18 protein-coding genes are annotated in these 23,716 nt (G+C 43.6%); 14 read left to right on the top strand and 4 right to left on the bottom strand.

Annotated elements, in window-relative coordinates; translation table 11 throughout:
* Positions 1-8: 8 nt before the first annotated feature.
* Positions 9-1,448 carry a glutamate decarboxylase gene (gene gad, locus NBH15_RS02265; protein WP_250821904.1) on the bottom strand — a complete coding sequence of 480 codons (1,440 nt, stop codon included), beginning with the start codon at positions 1,446-1,448 and terminating at the stop codon, positions 9-11.
* Positions 1,449-1,705: 257 nt separating this feature from the next.
* Here gad and NBH15_RS02260 point away from each other — a divergent pair, with 257 nt between their 5' ends.
* The 8 genes from NBH15_RS02260 (at position 1,706) to NBH15_RS02225 (ending at position 10,031) form a co-directional block, all read left to right on the top strand.
* Entirely contained in the window at positions 1,706-2,926 is a 1,221-nt protein-coding gene (locus NBH15_RS02260; protein ID WP_128134918.1) for an MFS transporter, read from the top strand.
* Positions 2,927-2,941: 15 nt separating this feature from the next.
* Positions 2,942-3,841, top strand: coding sequence for a DMT family transporter (locus NBH15_RS02255; protein WP_250821903.1), 900 nt, complete (start codon positions 2,942-2,944; stop codon positions 3,839-3,841).
* A gap of 124 nt (positions 3,842-3,965) precedes the next feature.
* Positions 3,966-4,415 (top strand): DUF4252 domain-containing protein, encoded by a 450-nt coding sequence (locus NBH15_RS02250; protein ID WP_048314890.1) that lies wholly within the window; start codon positions 3,966-3,968, stop codon positions 4,413-4,415.
* Positions 4,405-4,917 carry a GFO_1088 family ECF-type sigma factor gene (locus NBH15_RS02245; protein WP_250821937.1) on the top strand — a complete coding sequence of 171 codons (513 nt, stop codon included), beginning with the start codon at positions 4,405-4,407 and terminating at the stop codon, positions 4,915-4,917. Before NBH15_RS02250 ends, NBH15_RS02245 begins: the two co-directional genes overlap by 11 nt.
* Positions 4,907-5,308: a FecR family protein gene (locus tag NBH15_RS02240; RefSeq protein WP_250821902.1), complete on the top strand. Its 402-nt coding sequence runs from the start codon at positions 4,907-4,909 to the stop codon at positions 5,306-5,308. Before NBH15_RS02245 ends, NBH15_RS02240 begins: the two co-directional genes overlap by 11 nt.
* Positions 5,309-5,312: 4 nt before the next feature.
* Complete coding sequence (locus NBH15_RS02235) at positions 5,313-5,774, top strand: DUF4252 domain-containing protein (RefSeq protein ID WP_250821901.1); 462 nt, start codon at positions 5,313-5,315, stop codon at positions 5,772-5,774.
* A gap of 106 nt (positions 5,775-5,880) precedes the next feature.
* Positions 5,881-8,673, top strand: coding sequence for an alpha-L-rhamnosidase (locus NBH15_RS02230; protein ID WP_250821900.1), 2,793 nt, complete (start codon positions 5,881-5,883; stop codon positions 8,671-8,673).
* Between the two features lie 107 nt (positions 8,674-8,780).
* Positions 8,781-10,031, top strand: coding sequence for an acyloxyacyl hydrolase (locus NBH15_RS02225; protein WP_250821899.1), 1,251 nt, complete (start codon positions 8,781-8,783; stop codon positions 10,029-10,031).
* A 447-nt stretch (positions 10,032-10,478) separates the two neighbouring features.
* Here the strand turns inward: NBH15_RS02225 and NBH15_RS02220 are convergent, their stop codons facing one another.
* Positions 10,479-10,706 carry a hypothetical protein gene (locus NBH15_RS02220; protein WP_250821898.1) on the bottom strand — a complete coding sequence of 76 codons (228 nt, stop codon included), beginning with the start codon at positions 10,704-10,706 and terminating at the stop codon, positions 10,479-10,481.
* Positions 10,707-11,037: 331 nt separating this feature from the next.
* Here NBH15_RS02220 and NBH15_RS02215 point away from each other — a divergent pair, with 331 nt between their 5' ends.
* Positions 11,038-11,580, top strand: coding sequence for a hypothetical protein (locus tag NBH15_RS02215; protein ID WP_250821897.1), 543 nt, complete (start codon positions 11,038-11,040; stop codon positions 11,578-11,580).
* A 408-nt stretch (positions 11,581-11,988) separates the two neighbouring features.
* Complete coding sequence (locus NBH15_RS02210; protein ID WP_250821896.1) at positions 11,989-12,294, top strand: DUF6804 family protein; 306 nt, start codon at positions 11,989-11,991, stop codon at positions 12,292-12,294.
* A 499-nt stretch (positions 12,295-12,793) separates the two neighbouring features.
* Here the strand turns inward: NBH15_RS02210 and mutS are convergent, their stop codons facing one another.
* Positions 12,794-15,409: a DNA mismatch repair protein MutS gene (gene mutS / locus NBH15_RS02205; RefSeq protein WP_222622071.1), complete on the bottom strand. Its 2,616-nt coding sequence runs from the start codon at positions 15,407-15,409 to the stop codon at positions 12,794-12,796.
* Between the two features lie 230 nt (positions 15,410-15,639).
* On the opposite strand from mutS, the gene NBH15_RS02200 reads away from it, so the two are divergent.
* The gene (locus NBH15_RS02200) at positions 15,640-17,046 is read left to right on the top strand and encodes an arylsulfatase (RefSeq protein WP_449590794.1); all 1,407 of its coding nucleotides are present in this window, start codon (positions 15,640-15,642) and stop codon (positions 17,044-17,046) included.
* 89 nt (positions 17,047-17,135) lie between these two features.
* Here the strand turns inward: NBH15_RS02200 and NBH15_RS02195 are convergent, their stop codons facing one another.
* Positions 17,136-18,956 (bottom strand): C10 family peptidase, encoded by a 1,821-nt coding sequence (locus NBH15_RS02195; RefSeq protein WP_128134913.1) that lies wholly within the window; start codon positions 18,954-18,956, stop codon positions 17,136-17,138.
* A gap of 376 nt (positions 18,957-19,332) precedes the next feature.
* Here NBH15_RS02195 and leuS point away from each other — a divergent pair, with 376 nt between their 5' ends.
* From leuS to NBH15_RS02180, 3 genes are all read left to right on the top strand, one after another.
* Positions 19,333-22,170 (top strand): leucine--tRNA ligase, encoded by a 2,838-nt coding sequence (leuS, locus tag NBH15_RS02190; RefSeq protein ID WP_128134912.1) that lies wholly within the window; start codon positions 19,333-19,335, stop codon positions 22,168-22,170.
* Positions 22,170-23,051 carry a YitT family protein gene (locus NBH15_RS02185; protein ID WP_009860457.1) on the top strand — a complete coding sequence of 294 codons (882 nt, stop codon included), beginning with the start codon at positions 22,170-22,172 and terminating at the stop codon, positions 23,049-23,051. The genes leuS and NBH15_RS02185 overlap by 1 nt, the downstream gene beginning before the upstream one ends.
* An 81-nt stretch (positions 23,052-23,132) precedes the next feature.
* Positions 23,133-23,714, top strand: coding sequence for a non-canonical purine NTP diphosphatase (locus NBH15_RS02180; protein WP_250821895.1), 582 nt, complete (start codon positions 23,133-23,135; stop codon positions 23,712-23,714).
* Positions 23,715-23,716: the final 2 nt, after the last annotated feature.

Raw genomic sequence — 23,716 nt, 5'->3', positions numbered from 1 at the left:
CAAACAAATTATTTAGTTGATTTAGGACAGCCGGTATGAGTGAAGACAGAGCCTTTTACAGCCTGTTGTCTGTCCTGTGCGATACGGGTAGGGGTCGGATATTCCAGTTTTTCCAGGTCGGTGATCGCATTGCTGATGTCGCCCAGCAACAGGTCTGCCATGTCGCGGCTGAAGCCCTGACGGACAACGATACGCATAACTACCCAGTTTTCGAGGTTTTCAGGCAATGTATAAGCCGGAACCATCCATCCGCTCTGTTTCAGTTTATCCTGCAAATCGTACAGTGTCCATTTGGCAGTCTTAGCATATTCCGGTTTCAGATACCAGATAAACAATGGGTTCACAACATCTTTACTGTAGTTCTGGAACGGAGCCATCTTGCCGATTTCAGCATGCAGGTAGTCGGCTACAGCCATACTGTTCTGCTGTACTTCCTTGTAACCCTGGAATCCGAGACGGATGAACTGATAGTATTGTCCCAAAATCTGAGCGGCAGGACGGGAGAAGTTCAAACCAACCTGAGTGATGTTTGCACCTAAATAATTTACACTGAAAGACATGGAGCCCGGCAAGTATTTTTTATCTTTCCAGACAACCCAACCCAGACCCGGATATACCAGACCGAATTTATGGCCGGAAGTACTGATGGAAAGTACCCATTTCAAGCGGAAGTCCCATTTCAGTTCCGGTTTCAGGAACGGCAGGATGAAACCACCGGAAGCGGCATCCACATGGATAGGAATGTCGTAGCCTGTCTTTGCATTATATGCGTCGAGTGCAGCGTCCAATGCTTCCACGTCGTCGTTCAGACCTGTCCAGGTAACACCCTGGATGGGGACGATACAGATGGTGTTTTCATCACAATACTTCAGGGCTTCCTGCGGGTCGAGCGTGATGTGTTCCTGTGTCAGGGGCACCTGGCGCATTTCGATCTGCCACAGCTGGGCGAACTTTTCCCATACTACCTGAAAACCGGCAGAAATAACGAAGTTAGGTTTGTCGGTCGGTTTGCCTTGAGCCAATCTTCTTTCACGCCAACGCAACCAGGCTGCAACACCACCCAACATACATGCTTCGGAAGAACCGATAGCCAAGGCTCCGGCTTTCCACTGTGCCTGTTCGGGGCTGTTCCACAGGTTAGCCATGATGTTGATACATTTAGCATTCATCACAGCAATACGCGGATACTCAGTTTCGTCGATATAGTTGATGTTGATTGCTTCGTTCATCAACTTTGTTGCATAATCATCCATCCAGGTGGTAACGAATGTAGCCAGGTTCAGACGGGGCTGTGTCTGGGCGAAAGTTTCGTCTTTTACCATCTGATAAGCAATCTCCGGAGTGGTCGGACCATCAGGGATTACATCTACTGGAGCGGGATGCAACATTGCATTCGAGCCAAAAATCGCGGTTTTGGCATCACCTTCTCTAAAACTTGAATCTTTCATGTCTTTTTGTTTTTAAATTATTAAGAATTGGCGCAACCGACATTCGTGCGTCGATTTGTAGTGCAAAAACAGCCTCTGAAAAGAATTGTTCTTCGATTTTGGTTAATGAGGGAATATTTGGGGTTTATTAAAACAATGTTATTTAAAATGAGAGAAAACAGTAATAAGTTCGTTAATGGCACGCAGATGACAATTCTGTTAAAATGAACATTCAGCCATAAGAATTGTTTTTTGTCTTATAAAACAGCTATTTAATTATGAGAATAAAAACCGGACAGGGGACGATACCCCTTATTACATTAATAGGTATATGGTCGATTTCGGCGCTGAATGCGCTGCCGGGATTGGCAGTCTCTCCTATCCTGGGAAAATTGTCCGCCATATTCCCCCACTCGACGGAGCTGGATATACAAATGTTATCATCCCTGCCTTCGCTGCTGATTATACCTTTTATTATATTATCGGGGAAGCTGACGGAAAAGGTCAACAATATCTGGTTGTTACAAATCGGATTGAGCATCTTCGCCGTCAGCGGGGTATTGTATCTGCTGTCAACCAAGATGTGGCAGCTGATTGCAGTGAGCGCCTTGCTGGGCGTCGGTTCGGGATTGATTGTTCCGCTATCGACCGGCTTAATTTCACGGTTTTTCGTCGGGGCATACCGGACAAAGCAGTTCGGTCTGAGTTCTGCCATCACCAACGTTACACTGGTGCTGGCAACCATCCTGACCGGTTATTTGGCGGAGGTGAACTGGCATCTGCCGTTCCTGGTTTATCTATTTCCGTTGATCTCGATCGTACTGTCGTTCTATCTGAAAAAGAATATCGATCCCCTACCCGTCCATGCAACAGTTTCGGAAAAAGACAAAACTGTTACTGCTGATCCCGCATTCGGAAAACTGGGCATACAGGTTAAACACCTGATGCAGATCATGGGGTTCTACGGGCTGGCAACTTATTTGGTCATCATAGTCAGCTTCAACCTGCCCTTCCTGATGAAAGAATACCATTTCACCAGCGGTAATTCAGGTATCATGATCTCGCTGTTTTTCCTGGCTATCATGGCTCCGGGATTTATCTTGAACCAGATCGTCGACCTCCTGGGCAAAAAGACGAAATTCTATTGTTTGCTCTCGATCGCTCTAGGTATGCTACTGATCCTGATTTCAAGAACGGAATGGCTGATCGGCTTAGGCTGTATCTTTACCGGATTTGCCTATGGCGTTATCCAGCCAATCGCTTACGACAAGACGACCCGCACGGCTATTCCATCGAAAGTAACGCTGGCGTTAGCTTTCGTGATGGCTATGAATTATCTAGCTATCCTGTTATGCCCGTTTATTATAAATGTATTCAAAGATATACTCCACATAGAAACACAACAGTTTGCCTTCATATTCAATATGATCATTGCACTGGCTGCTGCTGTTTGGGCTTATATCAAACAGGATTCGTTCCTGTTTAACGATAAAATATAAAAGAACGCTAAGCTTATGAAGAATAAAAAGACAGAAGCCAACCTGAGTATGATCGTATCCAAAACCTTCAGCGGTTTGAATGCGAATGCCCTCAAATATCTCCTACCCTTATGGATTGCTCCGCTGACAGGAGTTATGTTTCGTTGTGTATTCGCTGCCATTGTGTTCTGGATCATCAGTATATTCTGGAAACAGGACAAAACAACCCGGCGGGAGAAGATAACCCTGTTCCTGCTGGGAGCGATCGGATTATATGGTTTCATGTTCTTTTATTTGCTTGGAGTCAGCAAAACAACACCGGTCTCCAGTTCGCTGTTCAGCAGCCTGCAACCGATTTGGGTATTCATCCTTTCCGTCATTTTCCTACGGGAACGTATTACGACGATGAAGATAATCGGTATCGCGATCGGCTTGGGCGGCGCACTGCTCTGCATCCTGACGCAGAAAAGCGACGATTTGGCTTCCGATGCTTTTACGGGTAATATGCTCTGTTTGATCAGTTCTATAGCCTATGCTGCTTATCTGATCGTAAGCAATGTAGTATTGGGAAAAGTCAGTTCACTCAATATGTTACGCTATAGTTTCCTCGGAGCAGCTGTTTCCTCTCTGATCGTGATGGCTTTTACCGGTTTCGACGGCCATCTGTTCAGTCATTTCGAATGGACGCCTTTCCTTGTCCTGATGTTTGTCCTTATCTTCCCCACCACAATCAGTTATCTACTCATTCCGATAGGCCTGAAATATCTGAGTACTACGCTGGTTGCCCTCTACGGCTACATTATATTGATTGTTGCCACCATCGTCTCCCTTTCCATCGGGCAGGACCGTTTCAGCTGGTATCAGATGATCGCCATCGCACTGATCTGTTCGAGCGTCTATTTCGTTGAAATAGCGGAAAGCAAGGATAAAAGATAATTTTTTTCTCTTTCTTTGTAACAACTTATTCTTGATTCCCGTCTACCTTATGAAGCCTCTCCGAAGTGCGCACGAGGAAAGGCCGGAACAAACAGAATTAGTAATCATTTAATACAATAGAAAGATGAAACGATACTTTGTTATCCTGGCGCTGATCTTGATCTGCCAGGCAGGAAACAGCCAGACAATGAACCAATTGTTCAACGAATTCTCGAAAATAGAACAGATCAACCATGTCAAAATAGGCAATATCACTATGAAACTTGCCAGCCTGTTCACTGAAACGATGGGGGTAAACGGCATCGAAGTCCTCGAGTTCGGCAGTTGTAACAGCGATGTAAAACAACGTTTCGAGAAAGCGATCAAGGAACTGAAAGACCCCGACTTCGAGACAATGGTCACCTCCAACGAAAAAGGTAGTCGCACAAAGGTCATGGTACGTATCGAAAAAGACATGATCCGCGAAATGGTAGTCCTCACCACCGGCAACAGCAATGCCCTGGTACGCATCAAAGGCAAGATCAAACCATCCGATATAGAAAAAGTGATGAAAGATCATGGGAATGGATGCTGAGAACTTCAAACGAAAGTTCCTCTCCTTCCACCCCAAGCTTTTCCGGATCGCCTACGCACTTGTTGAGAATAAAGCCGATGCAGAAGATATCCTTCAGGATGCTTACTTCAAATTATGGAACAAACGGGACGAACTGCCCGACATAGAGAATCCCGAAGCCTTCTGTGTCACCCTGGTCAAGAACCTCTCTCTCGATTTCCTCCGTTCCCCACGTGCCAACCGGCGGGAAGAAGAAATAGAAAGTGTATTTATGCTGGCAACCGATTCTTCACCGGAAAAGGAACTGGAAACGAAAGACAAGGAACAACAAATCCGGCAGCTGATCAACCGTTTACCCGAAAACCAGCGGCAGGTACTCCGCCTCAGGGGAATCAACGATTGCTCGATGGATGAAATAGAACAGATAACCGGCCTGAATGCCGTAAACATACGCGTGCTGCTTTCCCGGGCACGAAAAGTTATCAGGGAACAATTCGAAAAATTATACGAATATGAACGATAAACAGATAGATGAATTAATCAACAAGGTCCTCCGGGAGGATCAAACGTTACCGGAAGGACTTTCCGAACGGTTGGAGCAGCAGATAGATGCCTGGGCCGCCGCCGAAAAGAAGAAGACGCTCCGTTCATCTTTCCGCCGCCGTTCTCTCTATTGGCTCAGCGGAGCCGCTGCCGTAGCACTGTTATGCATAGGCATCTTCCAGTTTACTATCCCCAATGAGGAACATCAACTGGCAGATACGTATACCAATCCACAAGAAGCCGCCATTGCCGCCCAGAAAGCACTCGCTTTCATGTCTGTAAACCTGAATAAGGGAATCGAACAGGTGAACGAAGCCCAGCAGGAAATGAATAAAGTAAACGAAATACTGAATAAACATTTAAAAGATTAACAAGATGAAAACTAAAAATATATTGCTCATTCTCTTTCTGTGCTGCACAAGCATTTGCTTTGCACAGAACAAACTTTTCGACAAATATTCCGAAATGGATAACGTCACCTCCGTCTATATCTCAAAAGCCATGTTCCAGATGATGCCCAAGATTGAAACGAACGGCCTCAACCTGATGAACCTGAAAGGGAAAATAGAAGGCCTGCAAATCCTCACCACCGAGAACAACAGCATAAAGGAAAAAATGCGTGATGATTTCAAAGGGCTGATCAGTAAAGACCACCAGGAACTGATGCGGGTGAAAGACGGCAAGACACGCGCCACCTTCTATGTCAAACAGAAAGGAGACCTGATAAGCGAAATGATCATGCTGGCCGATACGGACAATAGCTTCAACGTAATCCAGTTATTGGGTAACTTCACCCTCCAGGACATCCAGGAGATCACAAAAGAAATGAATAAGTAACAAGTGGAAGATGTCATTTTACTAAGTCATAAAATCATTTTTAATACCTTATTTTACTTATAAATAAGCATCTTTGTACAGCTATTACACTTTAATTCTGTACAAAATGAAAAATAGAAGATCTTTCCATATCTCCATACTGCTTTCACTATTCTCATTGGCTATGTTTGCCAAAGGTTCTTTTTCGGTTTACAACCTGAAATGCGAACAGGAAACGAATCCTCTGGGAATAGAAAAACTCCGGCCCCGCTTCAGCTGGCAGATCAATGCAGAAGAAAGAAACTTTGAACAGGCAGCCTGGCAAATACTGGTTGCCGACACCCCCGAAGCACTCGACAATGAAAACGGCACTATCTGGAATAGCCGGAAGGTAAACAGTCCGGCTTCCATCCTGGTCCCTTTTAACGGGAAGGGGTTGGAAGCCGGGCAAACTTATTTCTGGAAAGTCAGGATATGGGATAAACAAGGGAATGCTTCTCCCTGGAGCCCTGCCAATCAGTTCAATATCGGCCTGCTTTCGGAAAAGGACTGGAGCAACGCTAAATGGATCGCTTTAGAAGAAGACAGGAAAGATGAGATTATTACGACAGGTATCCATGCTCCGCTGGTAGAAAATGCCATTGGAGATAAGAAAACGGGGACATACCGCCTGCCGCAATTCAGAAAAGAGTTTGCTGTCAACAAACAGCTTAAACGTGCCATAGCCTATGTTTCCGGGCTCGGTCATTTCGACATGTTCCTGAACGGTACTAAAGTAGGAGACAATTTCCTTGATCCGGGATGGACCAAATACGACAAATGTGCTCTTTATGTATCTTTTGATATTACCGGACATTTACAACAGGGTAATAATGCCGTCGGAGTCATGTTGGGAAACGGCTTTTTCAATATTCCGAGAGAGCGTTATTACAAGATACTGACCTCTTACGGCGCTCCTAAACTCATCATGAAGATACAATTGGAATATATTGACGGCAGTACACAGCATATCGTCTCCGACACCGACTGGAAAGTAACGGAAAGCCCCATTACCTTCAGTAGCATTTACGGAGGAGAAGAATACGATGCCAGCAAAGAACAGGAAGGCTGGAAACAGCCCGGCTTCAATGATACCGACTGGAATAAGGCTATCAATTCAAACTGGAAAACTGCATTAATCTCCCAACGCATTCCTCCGTTAAAAGTACGCGACCGAATCCCGACAGTCCGTCTCCTTCAAACAGAAAAAGGAGACTGGGTATACGACCTCGGACAGAACTTTTCCGGTATCCTCCAACTAAAGGTGCGGGCAACCGACCAGCATCCGGTCAAACTGTATCCGGCAGAGTTATTAAATCCGGACAACAGCATCAATCAAAGCGCATCGGGAGCACCGTTCTATTTTACTTATATCCCTAAAGGTAGTAATCCGACAGAATCATGGCAACCCCAGTTTACCTATTACGGTTTCCGGTATGTACAGGTGGAAGGTGCCGTCCCGAGCGGACAACCGAATCCCGAAGGACTGCCTGAAATCATCGACATCACCGGACTCCATACATGCAACTCTGCGGATGAAGCCGGTAAATTCAGTTGCTCCAACGAAATGTTCAATAAGATATATAACCTGATCGACTGGTCTGTCCGCAGCAATATGGCAAGTGTACTGACCGACTGCCCTCACCGGGAGAAACTGGGTTGGCTGGAAGTTGCACATCTGATGCAATACTCCATCCAATACAGGTATAATATGGCTCGCTTTTACGAAAAAGTAATGAACGATATGCGTTCGACACAAGCCGAAAACGGACAGATAGCCACTACCGCCCCCGAACTGGTTGAGTTTGAAGGAGGTTTCAAAGATACCCCCGAATGGGGCAGCGCCTTTATCATTTCTCCCTGGTACGTTTATCAGTGGTACGGGGACAAACAGCTTATCGAAAAGAATTATCCCGACATGCAACGTTACCTGGATTACTTGCTGTCGAAATCCGATAATTATATCATCTCCTATGGTCTGGGCGACTGGTACGATATCGGCCCGAACCACCCCGGTGAATCCCAGTTAACCAGCAACGGAGTAACCGCAACAGCCATATTCTATTACAATACGGTTATCATGCAGCAAATCGCATCTTTGCTGAATAAGTCCGCCGATGCCGACAAATACGCAGAGCAGGCTTCCCGAATCAAAGAAGCATTCAACACTACATTCTGGAACAAATCTACCCGCAAATACGACCGCGATAGCCAGGCAGCTAATGCCATCGCCTTATATACCGGCTTAGTCGAACCCGACAACAAAGAACAGGTATTCAACAACCTGATTGCCGATATCCGTAACCGCAATAATGCCCTGACAGCCGGTGATGTCGGTTACCGCTATGTGCTCCGTGCACTGGAAGAAAATAACGCATCCGATGTAATCTACGATATGAACTGCAAATATGATGTCCCCGGTTACGGCTGGCAACTGGCACACGGAGCGACCTCCCTGACAGAATCGTGGCAGGCTTACGGCTTTGTCTCCAACAATCACTGTATGCTGGGACATCTGATGGAATGGCTTTTTAGCGGACTGGGAGGCATACGCCAGGAAAAAGGATCTATCGCCTTTAAGAATATCGTCATCAAACCGGAGCCGGCAGGTGATATCCGGGATGCGGATACCTCTTACGAATCTCCTTATGGCCTGATTCATTCGTCCTGGAAAAACGATAAGAAAACATTCAGTCTCCGGGTAGAAATACCGGCAAACAGCAGTGCCTCGATTTACCTGCCGGCCAATGCTCTCGGACAAATATCGGAAAGCGGAATACCGTTACAAGAAATAAAAGGAATGAAGTTCAGCTCCCCTGTAAACGGGCGGATTAAGGTGGAAACAGGCTCGGGTATTTACAACTTTATCGTAGAAAAGTAAAAATGAAGCGATTATAGACCATAGTAAATGCTCTAAAATGTTATATTTGCGGAATATTAGGGATTTACCTTGATTATCTATCAAATAACAAACGAGCAGAGTAACGTATGAAAAGTGGAACAGAGAGGTTGAATGTACTGATTATCCTGATTGCAATGTGTTTTTCATCCGTCATTACATTAGCTGATGAAGGAGCACATAAAAACGCATCGGGGGATATGACGGATTCCGTATCCTATTCACGTCGTTTAATCCATCGGTTAGGTTTCGACGTGCGGCCGACTTATATTTTCCCTACCAATTCTTTCCTGAAAGGAGAGAATACGGAAATGGAACCCATCCGGCGGTCTGTCTCCGCACATTTAAAATACTCGTTCCAATACTATCCGAACAGTTATACAGACCGGATTTACAGAGGTTCCTACCAAGGTATCGGATTATCGGGATACTCGTTCCAGAATAAGGAAGAACTGGGAAATCCGATAGCTGTCTACGTTTTCCAGGGAGCCCGCATCAAACGATTCAATCCACGTTTGTCACTCAATTATGAATGGAACTTCGGCGCATCTTTCGGCTGGAAACCTTTCGATGAAGTTGAAAACCGGTACAATAAAGTGATCGGTTCGAAAATCAATGCTTATATCAATGCGAATTTCTATCTGGACTATATCCTTTCAAAAGAAATAGACCTGACGGCCGGAGTCGATTTGACACATTTCTCGAACGGTAACACAAGGTTCCCGAATGCCGGACTGAACACGATCGGATTAAAAATCGGATTAGTATATAACTTCAACAGGAAGGATGAATGTCTTTCCCGTCCTTTATTCCAGCCTCCTGTCCCCCGCTTTCCCCGTCATATCAGTTATGATGTGGTCTTATTCGGTTCCTGGCGGCGGAAAGGTGTTTATGTAGGAGAAGGACAAATTGCTGCCCCGGGTGCTTTTGCAGTAGCGGGATTCAATATAAACCCGATGTACAACTTCGGATATAACTTCCGCGCCGGGGTATCATTGGATGGCGTTTATGATGAGAGCGCCAATATTTATGCCGACGAATATTCTTCGTCCGACCGCTTCTACAGGCCTCCTCTCAGCTACCAAATGGCGTTGGGACTTTCTGCCCGGGCAGAATATGTCATGCCTTATTTCACGGTCGGAATAGGATTGGGAGGAAATGTCATACACCGCGGCGGTGACCTGAAAGGTTTATACCAGGTACTGGCCCTCAAAGTAGAAGTTACCCGCAGTTCATTTATCCACGTAGGATATAACCTGCAAAATTTCCATACTCCCAATTACTTAATGCTGGGTATCGGATATCGGTTCCATAATAAATATCCGACATTCCACAGATAGAAAATAAACTCCTATTATCTACAACATCCACAACTACATCATAAACACCTTATAAATAAACATCTTATGCATGATTGCAGATGATATAATATCTACAATAATCATTCATTATCTACCACTTAATGTATCATCTTTACTATCCAATGGAGAAATGGATAGGGATAAATAGTTTCTATAAGATGAAACTAAAGTTTCCTGCTTAGAAAACAAAAGTTTTATGCGGTAGAAACTTCTGTTTTGTCCTGTAGAAACAAAAGTTTAGACATCAAAAAAACGAATGAATCATCTCGGATAACGGGTGATGGGCATAGAGAAGAGAGCCAACCGAACAAATGCAAGACGGTTGTATTTAGTACATAAAAGCAGTAAATAGTGGTAGATATAACTTTATTATTGTAGATATTTTTCCATCTACAACCATACATTAATCAACTGATAAATAGTTAATTATATTAATACTGGTAGATATTGTTGTAATAATAAGAAATATTTTTTAAGCTCAATATTTAAAATTTGAACAGGATCTTTGGCTTTTGACTTCTCACTGCCTTTCTTGGCATTGAAGAAGGTATGCCAGAGGATTCCTTCAACGCCAAGTCGAACTAATTCAGCACACCATAGAAAAGAGCCAAGGATGTATTCAATAATGAAACTCCTGGCAAGAGAAAGTGCCATTTTGCTCTCAGACTATAAAAATAAGACGGAATAGGTTGATATTCCGTCTTTTTCTGTATTTTTACGACCGGATCAAGGCGACTTGTCCAGACATATTAAGAAATTAAAGAAGCGTTATGCTTATTTCTTGCGAATGAAAACCTAGGAAATTTTCAAAGCGAACAAGAATAGCATAGTGGTTCTCACGCTATAGCGTGGGCTGCTATTACTACATCTGTTCGCAAAGGTTTTCCTAGGACCTTCATTCAAAGACGTGGCATTGCAGTTCCACGCTTCGTGTTTTATAAACTAGTTTTTCAGGAACGAAGAAACTACATCAAATTAATCTATTATGGATTTATTCAATTTCTTTACTAAAAGAGAAAAGATCAAACTTTCTGATCTTTTCAACATCTCAAAAAAATGGACGGATATTTATTTGAAACAAAATCCCAAGGTTTCAAATTTCAAATCATACTATGCGGAAATACTCATGTTCAATTCATGGGCTGCCTATTTTTATTGCCATAATGAAAATAAAATACAAGATAACGATCCGAATGAATTTATCGAATCTTTATATTTCCTTGTTGGTGCTTGCGTTGATATGGAACGGTCTTATTTTGATGTTCTAATTAATGTGCGATTGAGGCTTTATAAAGGTGAAATTGAATCTTTGCTTCAATCCGACTACCCGCGCACAAAACAATACATACCTTTTCATCTCTATTGCGCATTAGAAATAAATCCCCTCAAACCAAACCCAACAATAGAAGTTGATGACGATGACATTTCTTTCGATGATGCAATGGCTGAATGGATTGGAAAAGTTTATAAGCATTGGAATTTTATAATGAGAGATATACGTGATATTACAAACTCAATAAATGAATAACACAAATGAAAATATTAATCTGCTTAATAGCTCTATTATGTAATTTCATAACTCTAAAATTACATAGTAATGTAAAAAGATGGGTACTTACTTACGACCAACCATCATATATGAGAAGCAATTCATCTTTAAGGTTCTTTTTAATCCTATCTTTAGTTATTGGTATAATAGCAACATGTGGTTTGACAGGACTTACATGGTATTGGAACATCCCAATATATTTAGTTGGCTTGTTTGCTATAGCTTTGATGAGTGACATGATAATGGATAGGAATACAGAATTTCACATGCTTTTTATTTTAGAAAATAGACCTTGGGCTTTTTATATTTGGAGCTTAACTATATTAAGCTTCATATTAGCCATCTATGGTTATAACCTGAGATAGCTCCTTACATAAGACTGAAAGAATGGTAGAAAAGAATAAGATAACCTTATTGATATCGGCAATAGCTTTGCTGATATGTTTAGCTCCTATGCCTTACGGCTATTACATGCTGATAAGATATGCCGCTACTATTCTGTTTGGCGTAATGACTTATGATTATTTTCAAAATAAACAAAAAAGATTGTATGTCATATGCCTTGCGTTAGCGTTACTGTTTCAACCTATTCTGAAAATACCGTTCGGACGTGAGATTTGGAATTTAATAGATGTGGTTGTTACTGTATTCTTACTTTGGCTTTTCTTTAGAAAGAAGGATACAAATATCTAATAAAGAAGAAAAGGAAACTTACTTACTCACTGGCGGAATTAAATGATGTTGTTTTAGAAAGATATGAGTCACAAAATTAGAAAAAAATTGAGCTATCTGTTTAGTGACTGGTTGTAACTGTCTCCCCTCTTGAGAGGGGGTAGGGGGTGTGTTAAAGCCAGTCTATAAAACAGGCTTTGTTACAGGTTCATTTGCCGTTTGCTTCAGCTGACGGATTAGTAAAGGGGCTATTTCATTGGACTTTAGTCCCATTTCTTACAGTTTTCTATCTAGGAGAAATGTGGCTGAAGCCAAAAGAGAGAAACAACTTGTAAACCGTCAGCTGAAGCAAACGGCAAATGAACCTGTAATAGTCAAGTGACTCTGATTATGGTGGTTGTATGGCGGGGATATGACACACCCCCTTCCCCCTCTCAAGAGGGGAGCCAGGTACAACCAGTTGCTATAAACAAACACTCATATCTGACAAATAATGAACCTACATATTAGCTCATCATTTCTATTTCCCTGAAATGATCTTACGTATCTCGCTCAGTTTGTTCAGTGCCTCGATCGGAGTAAGATTGTTTACATCGAGATTCTTGATCTCGTCGCGAACCTGGCTTAATACAGGGTCGTCGAGCTGGAAGAAACTAAGCTGATAGCCTTCGGCAGCAGCGGCAATCTCCTTGACTGGTTTCGCTTTTACCTTTCCTTTACCTTTTTCCTTGCAATCAATTCCTTCCTGGCGGTTTTCCGTTTCCAGTTGTTTCAGGATTTCGTTGGAACGTTTCACGATACTTTTCGGCATACCGGCCATCTTGGCTACATGGATACCGAAACTATGTTCGCTACCTCCGGGAACCAGTTTACGCAGGAATATTACCTTATTTGAAACCTCTTTCACCGAAACATTGTAGTTTTTGATGCGTTTGAAAGAACGTTCCATCTCATTCAATTCATGATAATGAGTAGCAAAAAGCGTCTTTGCACGGGCATTCGGATGCTCATGGATATATTCAACGATCGCCCAGGCAATCGAGATGCCATCGTAAGTACTTGTTCCGCGGCCCAACTCATCGAAAAGAACCAGGCTGCGCGAAGACATGTTGTTCAGGATATTCGATGCTTCGTTCATCTCTACCATAAAAGTAGACTCACCGACAGAGATATTATCGGAAGCCCCTACACGGGTAAATATCTTGTCTACCATACCGATACGGGCAGACTCAGCCGGCACAAAACAACCAATCTGCGCCATCAGGGTAATTAATGCCGTCTGACGCAATAACGCTGATTTACCCGCCATGTTCGGACCGGTAATAATAATAATCTGCTGCTTCTCACTATCCAGATACACGTCATTGGCAATATAAGCCTCCCCCAACGGCAACTGTTTTTCGATTACCGGATGACGGCCTGACTTGATGTCGATTACATCCGAATCATCCACATTCGGACGGATATACCGGTTACTTTCCGCTACTTTAGCAAACGACAACAGACAATCCAAACGACCTATCAAATTGGCATTCACCTGAATAGGTGGTATAAATTCAGCTAAACAGGTAACCAATTCGGTAAACAGGCGGTTTTCGAGGGCGAGAATCTTTTCTTCCGCTCCTAATATCTTTTCTTCGTATTCTTTCAGTTCTTCCGTGATATAACGCTCGGCATTTACCAACGTCTGTTTGCGTATCCATTCGGCGGGAACTTTGTCTTTATGCGCATTACGCACTTCGATATAATAACCGAATACGTTATTGAAAGCAATCTTCAAACTCGGAATACCCGTTTTCTCACTTTCCCGCTGCTGCACCTTCAACAAATAATCCTTACCGGAATAGGCAATGGCACGCAATTCATCCAGTTCCGCATTGATACCTGTGGCTATCACACCTCCTTTATTCAGCAAAGCGGGCGGGTCGTTATTGATTTCCTTCTCGATACGGTCACGTATTTCGGTACAGGCATTCAACTGCTCACCGACACGGGAAAGGCTCGGTTCGTCGCTGGCCATACAGGCTTCCTTTATAGGTTCGATTGCCCGGAGAGCAACTTTCAGCTGCACCACTTCACGGGGAGAGACACGGCCTACCGCTACTTTTGAAATAATACGTTCCAGGTCGCCGATCTGTTCGATTTGTTCATCCAGTATCTCCTTCACCTCCGGATGACGGAAGAAATAATCCACTACATTCTGCCGTTCCTGAATAGGTTTGACGTCTTTCAACGGGAAGAGTACCCAACGCCGCAACATACGTGAACCCATCGGAGAAACCGTCTTATCGATTACGTCCAGCAAGCTGGTTCCTTCGTCATTCATTGTACCGACCAGTTCCAGACTGCGCACAGTGAACTTATCCAGGCGCACATAACGGTCTTCTTCAATACGTGACAATGCTGTAATATGCGAAATATGTGTATGTTGTGTCTGATCCAGATAATAAAGGATTGCTCCCGATGCGACGACGCCCAGTTTCAGATGTTCTACTCCGAAACCTTTGAGATTCTTTGTTTCGAAATGTTTCAACAGACGGTCGTTGGCGGCATCAGCCGAGAATACCCAGTCTTCCATTTCAAAGGTAAAGAAACGGGGACCGAAGGCTTCTTCGAAACGTTTCTTATTATTACGCTCGATCAATACTTCCTTCGGAGAGAAGTTATTGAGCAGTTTGTCGATATAGTCGATTGTTCCCTCAGCAGTCAGAAATTCACCGGTGGAAATATCCAGCAAGGAAATTCCACAAACATCCTTACCGAAATGAATGGCGGCAAGGAAATTATTTTCTTTATGATTCAGGATATTGTCGTTGATAGAGACACCCGGCGTAACCAATTCCGTCACTCCGCGTTTCACCAGCTTCTTAGTCATCTTCGGGTCTTCCAGCTGGTCGCAGATGGCAACACGTTTACCGGCACGGACCAGCTTGGGAAGATAAGTATCGAGGGCATGATGCGGAAATCCGGCCATTTCAATAAATTGACCCGGTCCGTTGGCTTTTTTAGTTTGTACGATTCCCAGTATCTCGGCACCAATCACGGCGTCTTCGCCATACATTTCGTAAAAGTCTCCTACACGGAACAGAAGTACAGCATCCGGATGTTTCGCCTTAATATCGAAATACTGTTTCATCAATGGGGTTTCAACGATCTTTGCCACGGGATATATCTTTTATCATTTTATTTACAACCGCACAAAGGTACAATTTTTTGTGAGAGAAAATAACCTCTTCTTGTATCAGCTTCTTTATTAATTAGAAAACTTTCCTACACTTTTTAAATAAAAAATATAACTTTGCCAGCATGTCTGACAAGAAACATCTTAGAATCATGAAAAAAACTTTATTACTCGCTTCCGGCTTTATGCTGGCTGTTCCTTTTGTACAAGCACAAAAGAACAAAGACAAAAAACCGAACATCGTATTTATTTTAGCAGATGACCTGGGATACGGTGACCTGAGCTGCTACGGACAGGAAAAGTTTGAAACTCCGAACATCGACCAACTGGCGCAAAACGGTATGCGTTTCACCCAGTGCTATTCGGGAACGACTGTCAGTGCCCCTTCCCGCTCCTGCCTGTTGACCGGTACACACAGCGGACATACTCCTGTTCGGGGAAACAAAGAACTCGATCCGGAAGGACAATTCCCGTTGCCGGAAGGTACCCGCACCATCTTCCATGTGATGCAGGATGCAGGATATAAGACTTCTGCCTTCGGTAAATGGGGATTAGGTTATATCGGTACTTCGGGCGATCCTAAAAACCAGGGTTGTGAAACATTCTACGGATATAATTGTCAGTTGCTGGCACACAGTTACTATCCCGACCATCTGTGGGATAACGACCAGCGGGTGGAACTAAAAGATAATGTATTGGAAGTTCAATACGGAAAAGGTACTTATTCGCAGGATCTTATCCATTCAAAAGCACTCGATTATCTGGATAACCTCAAGGAAGACGAACCTTTCTTTATGTGGTATCCGACTATCCTGCCGCATGCCGAACTGATCGTACCGGAAGACAGTATCATTAAGAAATTCCGTGGCATGTATCCCGAAAAGGCTTACAAAGGAACAGAACCGGGCAGTCCGGCTTTCCGCAAAGGCGGTTATTGCACACAGCTTCATCCGCACGCTACATTTGCTGCTATGATATATCGTCTGGACGTATATGTGGGACAGATTGTTCAGAAGCTGAAAGATAAAGGTTTATACGATAATACAATCATTATTTTCGCCAGCGACAACGGTCCGCACATGGAAGGTGGCGCCGATCCTGATTTCTTCAACAGCAACGGTATGTACCGTGGCTACAAACGTGACTTATATGAAGGCGGTATCCGCGTACCGATGATTATCTCATGGCCGGGACATATCCAACCGGGAACAGAAACAAACTTTATGTGTTCTTTCTGGGATGTATTGCCTACATTCGAAGAAATCATCAGCCCGAAAGCTAAACAGAAAGAGATGGATGGCGTAAGCATGTTGCCATTGCTTCAAAACCGCAAAGGTCAGAAAGAACATGAATTCCTGTATTTCGAATTTCAGGAAATGAACGGTCGTCAGGCTGTCCGTCAAGGTCCGTGGAAACTGGTTCACATGAATATCCGTGGCGATAAGCCTTATTATGAGCTTTATAACTTAGCAGCCGATCCTTCGGAAAGACATAACATCCTGGACAAATATCCTGAAAAAGTAGCCGAACTGAAAGAAATCATGGTTCGTGAACACATCGAAGACCCGAACTGGCCATTGCTGAAGAAGTAAGACCATTTCGTCAACGTCAACGAAATGGTCAAAGCATTGAAGTAAAAGGGATATCCGACTCTTGGACATCCCTTTTACTTCTGTTATATTTACTTTTTTACCAACTTATGACTGCTTCTTCCTTCCGCAGTCTGTATTTCCATCACATAAATACCTGCCGGATATCCGCTATAAGAAAGCGTAACGGTTGAATTATTGCTTCCCGGTTGCTTTTTTAACAGACGGCCGTTCATATCATACAAAGCAACTTCCAGAATAGCTACAGGAGAAGTTACATAAGCTGTACCATCCACGTAGGAGACAGAGACATTCATATCCGAAGAGATTTCTTCCGTCGAAGTCGGGTCGGCAGCCACCACAATCTCGCCGGTCGTATCACCACCGCCTCTTACCCATTTCCATTCGCTGCCGTCACTGCTCTTATAAAGCAAACGGATACGGTCACCCGGAGCAATTGCTTTGGTAATCGTACAAGGTATCTCCTGCCCCACTCCGCGTTCTATCTCGATAGTGACAGGTTCTTCGCTGGAAATAAATTCTTTTGTATTTCCATCCTTATCCACAAGGGCTGCAACAAGATTACCGGTGAAATCACGGATACTCATATTTCCTACATAACCGTATTGAAGACCGAAAAGCTGGTTCTGTTCGAAATCGTCAGTCGTAGCAGACAGACCATTGAATACAGTACCCTCATTTTCACCATAGAAAAACACCAGTACGTCCTGATAGGTCGAACCTTCCACCGGCTTCATCATGCTGATGATGGCATCCTGGTCAAGGGAGAAACCACCACCGCTATTGCCACCTGTTCCCTGTTCTTCGGGTTCGAGAACCGATAGCAGGTAATAACCGTTTGCCAGTCCGCTCCAACCCCAGTTCACATGATAATAATCGGATGTATTGTATCCGTCGATAATAAACTGATGACCTTCGTTCTGATCATTTTCACCACCATAGATGACAGGACGATTATCATCCAATTCACCTTTGATGATAGACTCCCACTCAGCCGTCTGATAGTTTTCACGTTGCAATACATGAAGAGACTTATCGTATTTCATATAATTGACAAGGCCTTGGGCTGCTGTAATTGTCAGCGCACCACTGTTTCCGGGCGCGTAATTCATTTCCGACATAACACCGACATCATACATCAGAGTGGCTACATTCTGCGCCTGCTGGGTAGTGTACTGCCCGGCAGTATAAGTAGAAGGCATATTATCCCATTGGTAAGGCGTATTGAAAGTGGCGGAAAGAGATAAGCCATACGTCTGTGAAGTATAGGAATAACTGCCCTGCCCTACATCCGGCCATTTATGGTATTGCATAGCAATAGCAGTAGAAGTCGCCACACAACCGGTCGGAGTACGCTGGCTGTTTACCACCGGGCAAAGATTATTATAAGGCGTCATCTGGTCCCACAACACAGTCGTCAGTAGTACACCATCCGAACTCAGTTGCATAGTGCCCTGCCGCAACTGATTCCAAGCGGCAGTTATCTCTTTACCGGCTACCGTTTTATTTCCGCGCATCCAGTTAATCTGACGCTGATAACTGTCAAACCATGAACGCAGGTTAACCGGCATGGAATCTTTCCGGAACGGTTCCTGCATACCATATCCCAGAATAGGATAAACAACGTCATCACCGGCAACGACCACAAAACCGTTATCATTGCCCTGATTAAACACATAAAAAGTAGCATCCTGCGAACCGGCATCCGATTTGGTAGCGACTCCGCCATCCGACCAGACTAACGTCAGTTTCGTAAGCGAGGACTTGGTCTGCGGACAATTGCTTTTCAGAAAACTGAGCGCAACGCTCCGGGCCTGTTCCACATCGACAGGGGTGGCGCTTATCGACATTGTCAACAAGGCAACCAGGAAAATAAGAGTACATCTTCTCATTACTTGTAATTTTTATAGTTTAAATTTAGCTTGCTTGTCAGAGGTCGGGTTAAAGGCATTAATGGCGTTTCAAATTTATTGTCATTCAATAACAAAGAGGATGGAAAGAAGGTTCACTTTCCTCCGCAAGGAACTATAATTTCCCAGGCAGAAAACACGTGTTTCCTATGGAAGAAACCAGAGTTTCCTGCTAAGGATATTGTGACGGGGTAAAATGAAGCAAATAAGTATCCGCCGAAGCAGGCTCATTTTGTACGAGTCTTCGTTCAAAAAGAACAATAAACCCAGACCGAAGATTCTTTATGTGAAGTAAAACTAAATAAAATAACTAACTTTGTGGCTTTAAACTGAAAACGATAAAAAACGATTAGATATTATGGAGTACAATTTCAGAGAAATCGAGAAAAAATGGCAAGAATATTGGATTGCCAACGGGGTTTATAAAGTGAAAGAAAATAAGGATAAACCCAAATACTACGTGTTGGATATGTTCCCTTACCCATCCGGTGCAGGACTACATGTAGGTCATCCGCTCGGTTACATCGCTTCTGACATTTATTCCCGTTTCAAACGGTTACAGGGTTTCAACGTATTACACCCGATGGGATACGATGCTTACGGTTTGCCGGCAGAACAATATGCCATCCAGACCGGACAGCATCCCGAAGTAACTACCAAACAAAATATCGCCCGTTATCGTGAGCAGATGGATAAAATAGGTTTCAGCTACGACTGGAGTCGTGAAATCCGTACCTGCGACCCGGAATATTATCACTGGACACAATGGGCATTCATCAAAATGTTCAACAGCTACTATTGCAACGATGAAAAGAAAGCACTTCCTATCGAAAGTCTGATTGAAGCCTTCGAAACCGTAGGTACTGAAGGTCTGAACGTTGCCTGTGGCGAAGAATTAAGTTTCACCGCCGCTGAATGGAAAGCTAAAAGTGACAAAGAAAAACAAGAAATATTACTGAACTACCGTATCGCTTATCTGGGTGATACAATGGTTAACTGGTGTTCCGAACTGGGAACTGTACTGGCAAATGATGAAGTTGTAAACGGCGTTTCCGAACGTGGAGGCTTCCCAGTAGAACAAAAAATGATGCGTCAGTGGTGTCTGCGTGTATCGGCTTACGCCCAACGTTTACTGGACGGGCTGGATACAATCGATTGGACAGATTCACTGAAAGAAACACAACGCAACTGGATAGGCCGAAGCGAAGGTGCCGAAGTCAATTTCAAGGTAAAAGACAGCGACCTGGAATTTACTATCTTCACTACCCGTGCCGATACGATGTTCGGTGTTACTTTCATGGTACTGGCTCCCGAAAGCGAACTGGTTGAGAAATTAACTACTCCGGAACAGAGACAAGAAGTAGACGCTTATCTGGACCGTACCAAAAAACGTACAGAACGTGAACGTATTGCCGACCGCCAGGTAACAGGTGTCTTCAGCGGTTCATACGCAATCAATCCGTTTACCGGAGATGCTGTGCCTGTATGGATTAGCGATTATGTGCTGGCCGGTTACGGTACAGGAGCCATCATGGCTGTTCCGGCTCACGATAGCCGTGACTATGCTTTCGCAAAACATTTCAACTTGCCTATCATTCCGTTGATTGAAGGTTGCGACGTTAGCGAAGAAAGTTTCGATGCCAAGGAAGGTATCGTCTGCAACTCACCGAGACCGGACGTTACTCCTTATTGCGAATTGTCACTGAACGGATTAACCGTTAAAGAAGCTATTGCCGCCACCAAGAAATTTGTAGCGGAACAGAAGTTAGGACGTGTAAAAGTAAATTACCGTCTGCGTGATGCTATCTTCAGCCGTCAGCGTTATTGGGGCGAACCGTTCCCCGTATATTATGATGCGGACGGAATGCCTCAGATGTTACCGTTTGAAGCACTGCCATTACAATTACCGGAAGTAGACAAATTCCTGCCGACTGCCACAGGAGAACCTCCATTGGGACATGCAACCAAATGGGCCTGGGATTCGGTTAATAAAGAAGTAGTTGAAACTTCTAAGATAGATAATAAAACAATCTTCCCGCTGGAACTTTGTACAATGCCTGGTTTTGCCGGTTCTTCCGCTTATTACCTGCGTTATATGGACCCTCATAACGACAAAGGCTTGGTAGATAAACAGGTAAATGATTACTGGAAAAACGTAGACCTGTATATCGGTGGTACGGAACATGCTACCGGTCACCTGATTTATAGTCGTTTCTGGAACAAGTTCCTGTATGATATGGAAGTTATCTGCGAGAACGAACCGTTCCAAAAGTTGATTAACCAGGGTATGATTCAGGGACGTTCAAACTTCGTATACCGTATCAAAGATACCAATACATTTGTCTCTCTGAACCTGAAAGACCAGTACGAAGTTACTCCTATCCACGTAGATGTAAACATTGTATACAACGATATCCTGGATGTCGAAGCGTTTAAAAACTGGCGTCCGGAATATAAGAATGCAGAATTTATCCTGGAAGACGGCAAATATATCTGCGGATGGGCTGTTGAAAAGATGTCAAAATCTATGTTCAACGTAGTAAACCCGGATATGATTGTTGAAAAATACGGTGCAGATACATTACGCCTGTATGAAATGTTCTTAGGTCCGTTGGAACAATCCAAACCATGGGATACAAACGGTATCGACGGCGTTCACCGTTTCCTAAAAAAGCTTTGGGCTTTATTCTACGGAAATACCGACAGCCTTCAGATAACCGATGCCGAACCGACAGCAGAAGAATTAAAATCATTACATAAACTGATTAAGAAAGTAACATTCGATATCGAGCATTTCTCTTATAATACCTCTATCAGTGCTTTCATGATCTGTGTCAATGAATTAAGCAGCCTGAAATGTAACAAGCGTGCTATCCTGGAGCAACTGGTTATCCTGCTTGCCCCGTTTGCACCTCATACGGCAGAAGAGTTATGGCATGAATGCGGTCATACGACTACGGTTTGCGATGCTCAATGGCCCCAGCACAACGAAGAGTATCTGAAAGAAAAGTCAGTTACCTACGCTATCTCATTCAACGGAAAAGCCCGTTTCAGTATGGAACTTCCGGCTGACATGCCCCGTGAAGAGGTTGAAAAGGCAGCTCTCAGCCACGAAAGTTCCGCTAAGTGGACGGAAGGCAAAACACCTAAAAAGGTTATCGTCGTTCCGGGTAAGATTGTTAATATCGTTATCTGATGAAAGCTGCTCAGTTTTATAAAATTTATTTTTCAATACAGGATTATCTGATGATTCTGTTCGGAACCTTATTATATGGTTTCGGATTCAATGCATTTATCCTGTCGAATGAAATTGTTACCGGTGGCGTTAGTGGTATCTGTGCGCTGATATTCTTCGCCACAGGCGGCGCCATACCGGTATCGGTTTCATACTTTGTTATCAACGTAGTCTTACTACTGGCCGCACTTAAAATATTAGGTTTTAAGTTCCTGATAAAAACCATATTCGGAGTATTCTCCCTTTCCGCTTCTCTTTCATTTTTTGAATGGCTGCTGAAAGGAAACCCGATTCTGCACGACCAGCCGTTTATGGCTATCATGATTGGTGCCCTCCTTTGCGGAGCCGGACTCGGACTGGTCTTTTCTGCAAACGGAAGTACGGGAGGTACCGATATTATCGGAGCTATCGTGAATAAATACAAGAACATATCCATCGGACGTGCCTTGTTATTCTGCGATTTCTTTATTATCAGTTCTTCTTTCTTCCTCTTCCATAATGTGGATAAGATCGTGTTTGGTTTCGTAGAAATGATAATCAGCAACTATGTCCTCGACATGGTATTGAATGGTAACCGTCAATCGGTACAATTCCTCATCTTCTCACAGAAATATGATGAAATAGCCGAACGGATCATTCACGACCTGGACCGTGGATGTACCATCCTGGACGGTGTCGGAGGTTATTCCCGCAAACCAGTCAAAGTTGTCGTATTATTAGCTAAAAAATCAGAATCAGTATCCATCTTCCGTCTGGTAAAACAGATAGACCACCAGGCATTCATCTCGCAAAGTATTGTCCGGGGAGTTTACGGAGAAGGATTTGACCAGATAAAAACATAAAAGATTCATTCAAACAATTAAAAGCACTTCCATACGTTATATATCGTACAGAAGTGCTTTTTTATTTAGATATTTACAGATATGAAACTTGTATTCGCAACAAACAACCAACATAAGTTGGATGAAGTACAAAAAATAACAGCCGGTCATACAGAAATAGTAAGCCTGGCTGCCATCGATTGTCTTGATGACATACCGGAAACAGCCGATACCCTGGAAGGTAATGCGTTCCAGAAAGCCCGTTACGTTAAAGATAAATTCGGTTACGACTGCTTTGCCGACGATACCGGCCTCGAAGTAGAAGCGCTGAATAATGCTCCCGGTGTATATTCTGCCCGCTATGCCGGTCCCGGACATGATTCGGAAGCCAATATGAAAAAACTTCTCCGGGAAATGGAAGGAATGGAAAACCGTAAAGCCCGTTTCCGTACCGTTATAGCACTTATTCTGGATGGAAAGGAATATCTGTTCGAAGGCATAGTAAACGGTCAGATAACAAAGGATAAACGCGGAACAAGCGGATTTGGATACGACCCTATCTTTATGCCGGACAATCATACGGAGACATTTGCCGAAATGGGTAATGATATAAAGAATACAATCAGCCACCGGGCTGAAGCTGTAAAAAAATTAAGTGCTTTTTTATCTACATTATCAGAATAAAT

This window comes from Parabacteroides caeci (assembly GCF_023656795.1).
GTDB lineage: Bacteria > Bacteroidota > Bacteroidia > Bacteroidales > Tannerellaceae > Parabacteroides > Parabacteroides segnis.
The sequence above is the reverse complement of the archived record's forward strand: the minus strand, read 5'-3'. Positions and strand labels throughout refer to the sequence as shown.

Coding starts and splice junctions, on each gene's coding strand:
- gad (WP_250821904.1), bottom strand. CDS start 1,448: ATGAAAGATTCAAGTTTTAGAGAAGGTGATGCCAAAACCGCGATTTTT.
- NBH15_RS02260 (WP_128134918.1), top strand. CDS start 1,706: ATGAGAATAAAAACCGGACAGGGGACGATACCCCTTATTACATTAATA.
- NBH15_RS02255 (WP_250821903.1), top strand. CDS start 2,942: ATGAAGAATAAAAAGACAGAAGCCAACCTGAGTATGATCGTATCCAAA.
- NBH15_RS02250 (WP_048314890.1), top strand. CDS start 3,966: ATGAAACGATACTTTGTTATCCTGGCGCTGATCTTGATCTGCCAGGCA.
- NBH15_RS02245 (WP_250821937.1), top strand. CDS start 4,405: ATGGATGCTGAGAACTTCAAACGAAAGTTCCTCTCCTTCCACCCCAAG.
- NBH15_RS02240 (WP_250821902.1), top strand. CDS start 4,907: ATGAACGATAAACAGATAGATGAATTAATCAACAAGGTCCTCCGGGAG.
- NBH15_RS02235 (WP_250821901.1), top strand. CDS start 5,313: ATGAAAACTAAAAATATATTGCTCATTCTCTTTCTGTGCTGCACAAGC.
- NBH15_RS02230 (WP_250821900.1), top strand. CDS start 5,881: ATGAAAAATAGAAGATCTTTCCATATCTCCATACTGCTTTCACTATTC.
- NBH15_RS02225 (WP_250821899.1), top strand. CDS start 8,781: ATGAAAAGTGGAACAGAGAGGTTGAATGTACTGATTATCCTGATTGCA.
- NBH15_RS02220 (WP_250821898.1), bottom strand. CDS start 10,706: ATGGCACTTTCTCTTGCCAGGAGTTTCATTATTGAATACATCCTTGGC.
- NBH15_RS02215 (WP_250821897.1), top strand. CDS start 11,038: ATGGATTTATTCAATTTCTTTACTAAAAGAGAAAAGATCAAACTTTCT.
- NBH15_RS02210 (WP_250821896.1), top strand. CDS start 11,989: ATGGTAGAAAAGAATAAGATAACCTTATTGATATCGGCAATAGCTTTG.
- mutS (WP_222622071.1), bottom strand. CDS start 15,409: ATGAAACAGTATTTCGATATTAAGGCGAAACATCCGGATGCTGTACTT.
- NBH15_RS02200 (WP_449590794.1), top strand. CDS start 15,640: ATGCTGGCTGTTCCTTTTGTACAAGCACAAAAGAACAAAGACAAAAAA.
- NBH15_RS02195 (WP_128134913.1), bottom strand. CDS start 18,956: ATGAGAAGATGTACTCTTATTTTCCTGGTTGCCTTGTTGACAATGTCG.
- leuS (WP_128134912.1), top strand. CDS start 19,333: ATGGAGTACAATTTCAGAGAAATCGAGAAAAAATGGCAAGAATATTGG.
- NBH15_RS02185 (WP_009860457.1), top strand. CDS start 22,170: ATGAAAGCTGCTCAGTTTTATAAAATTTATTTTTCAATACAGGATTAT.
- NBH15_RS02180 (WP_250821895.1), top strand. CDS start 23,133: ATGAAACTTGTATTCGCAACAAACAACCAACATAAGTTGGATGAAGTA.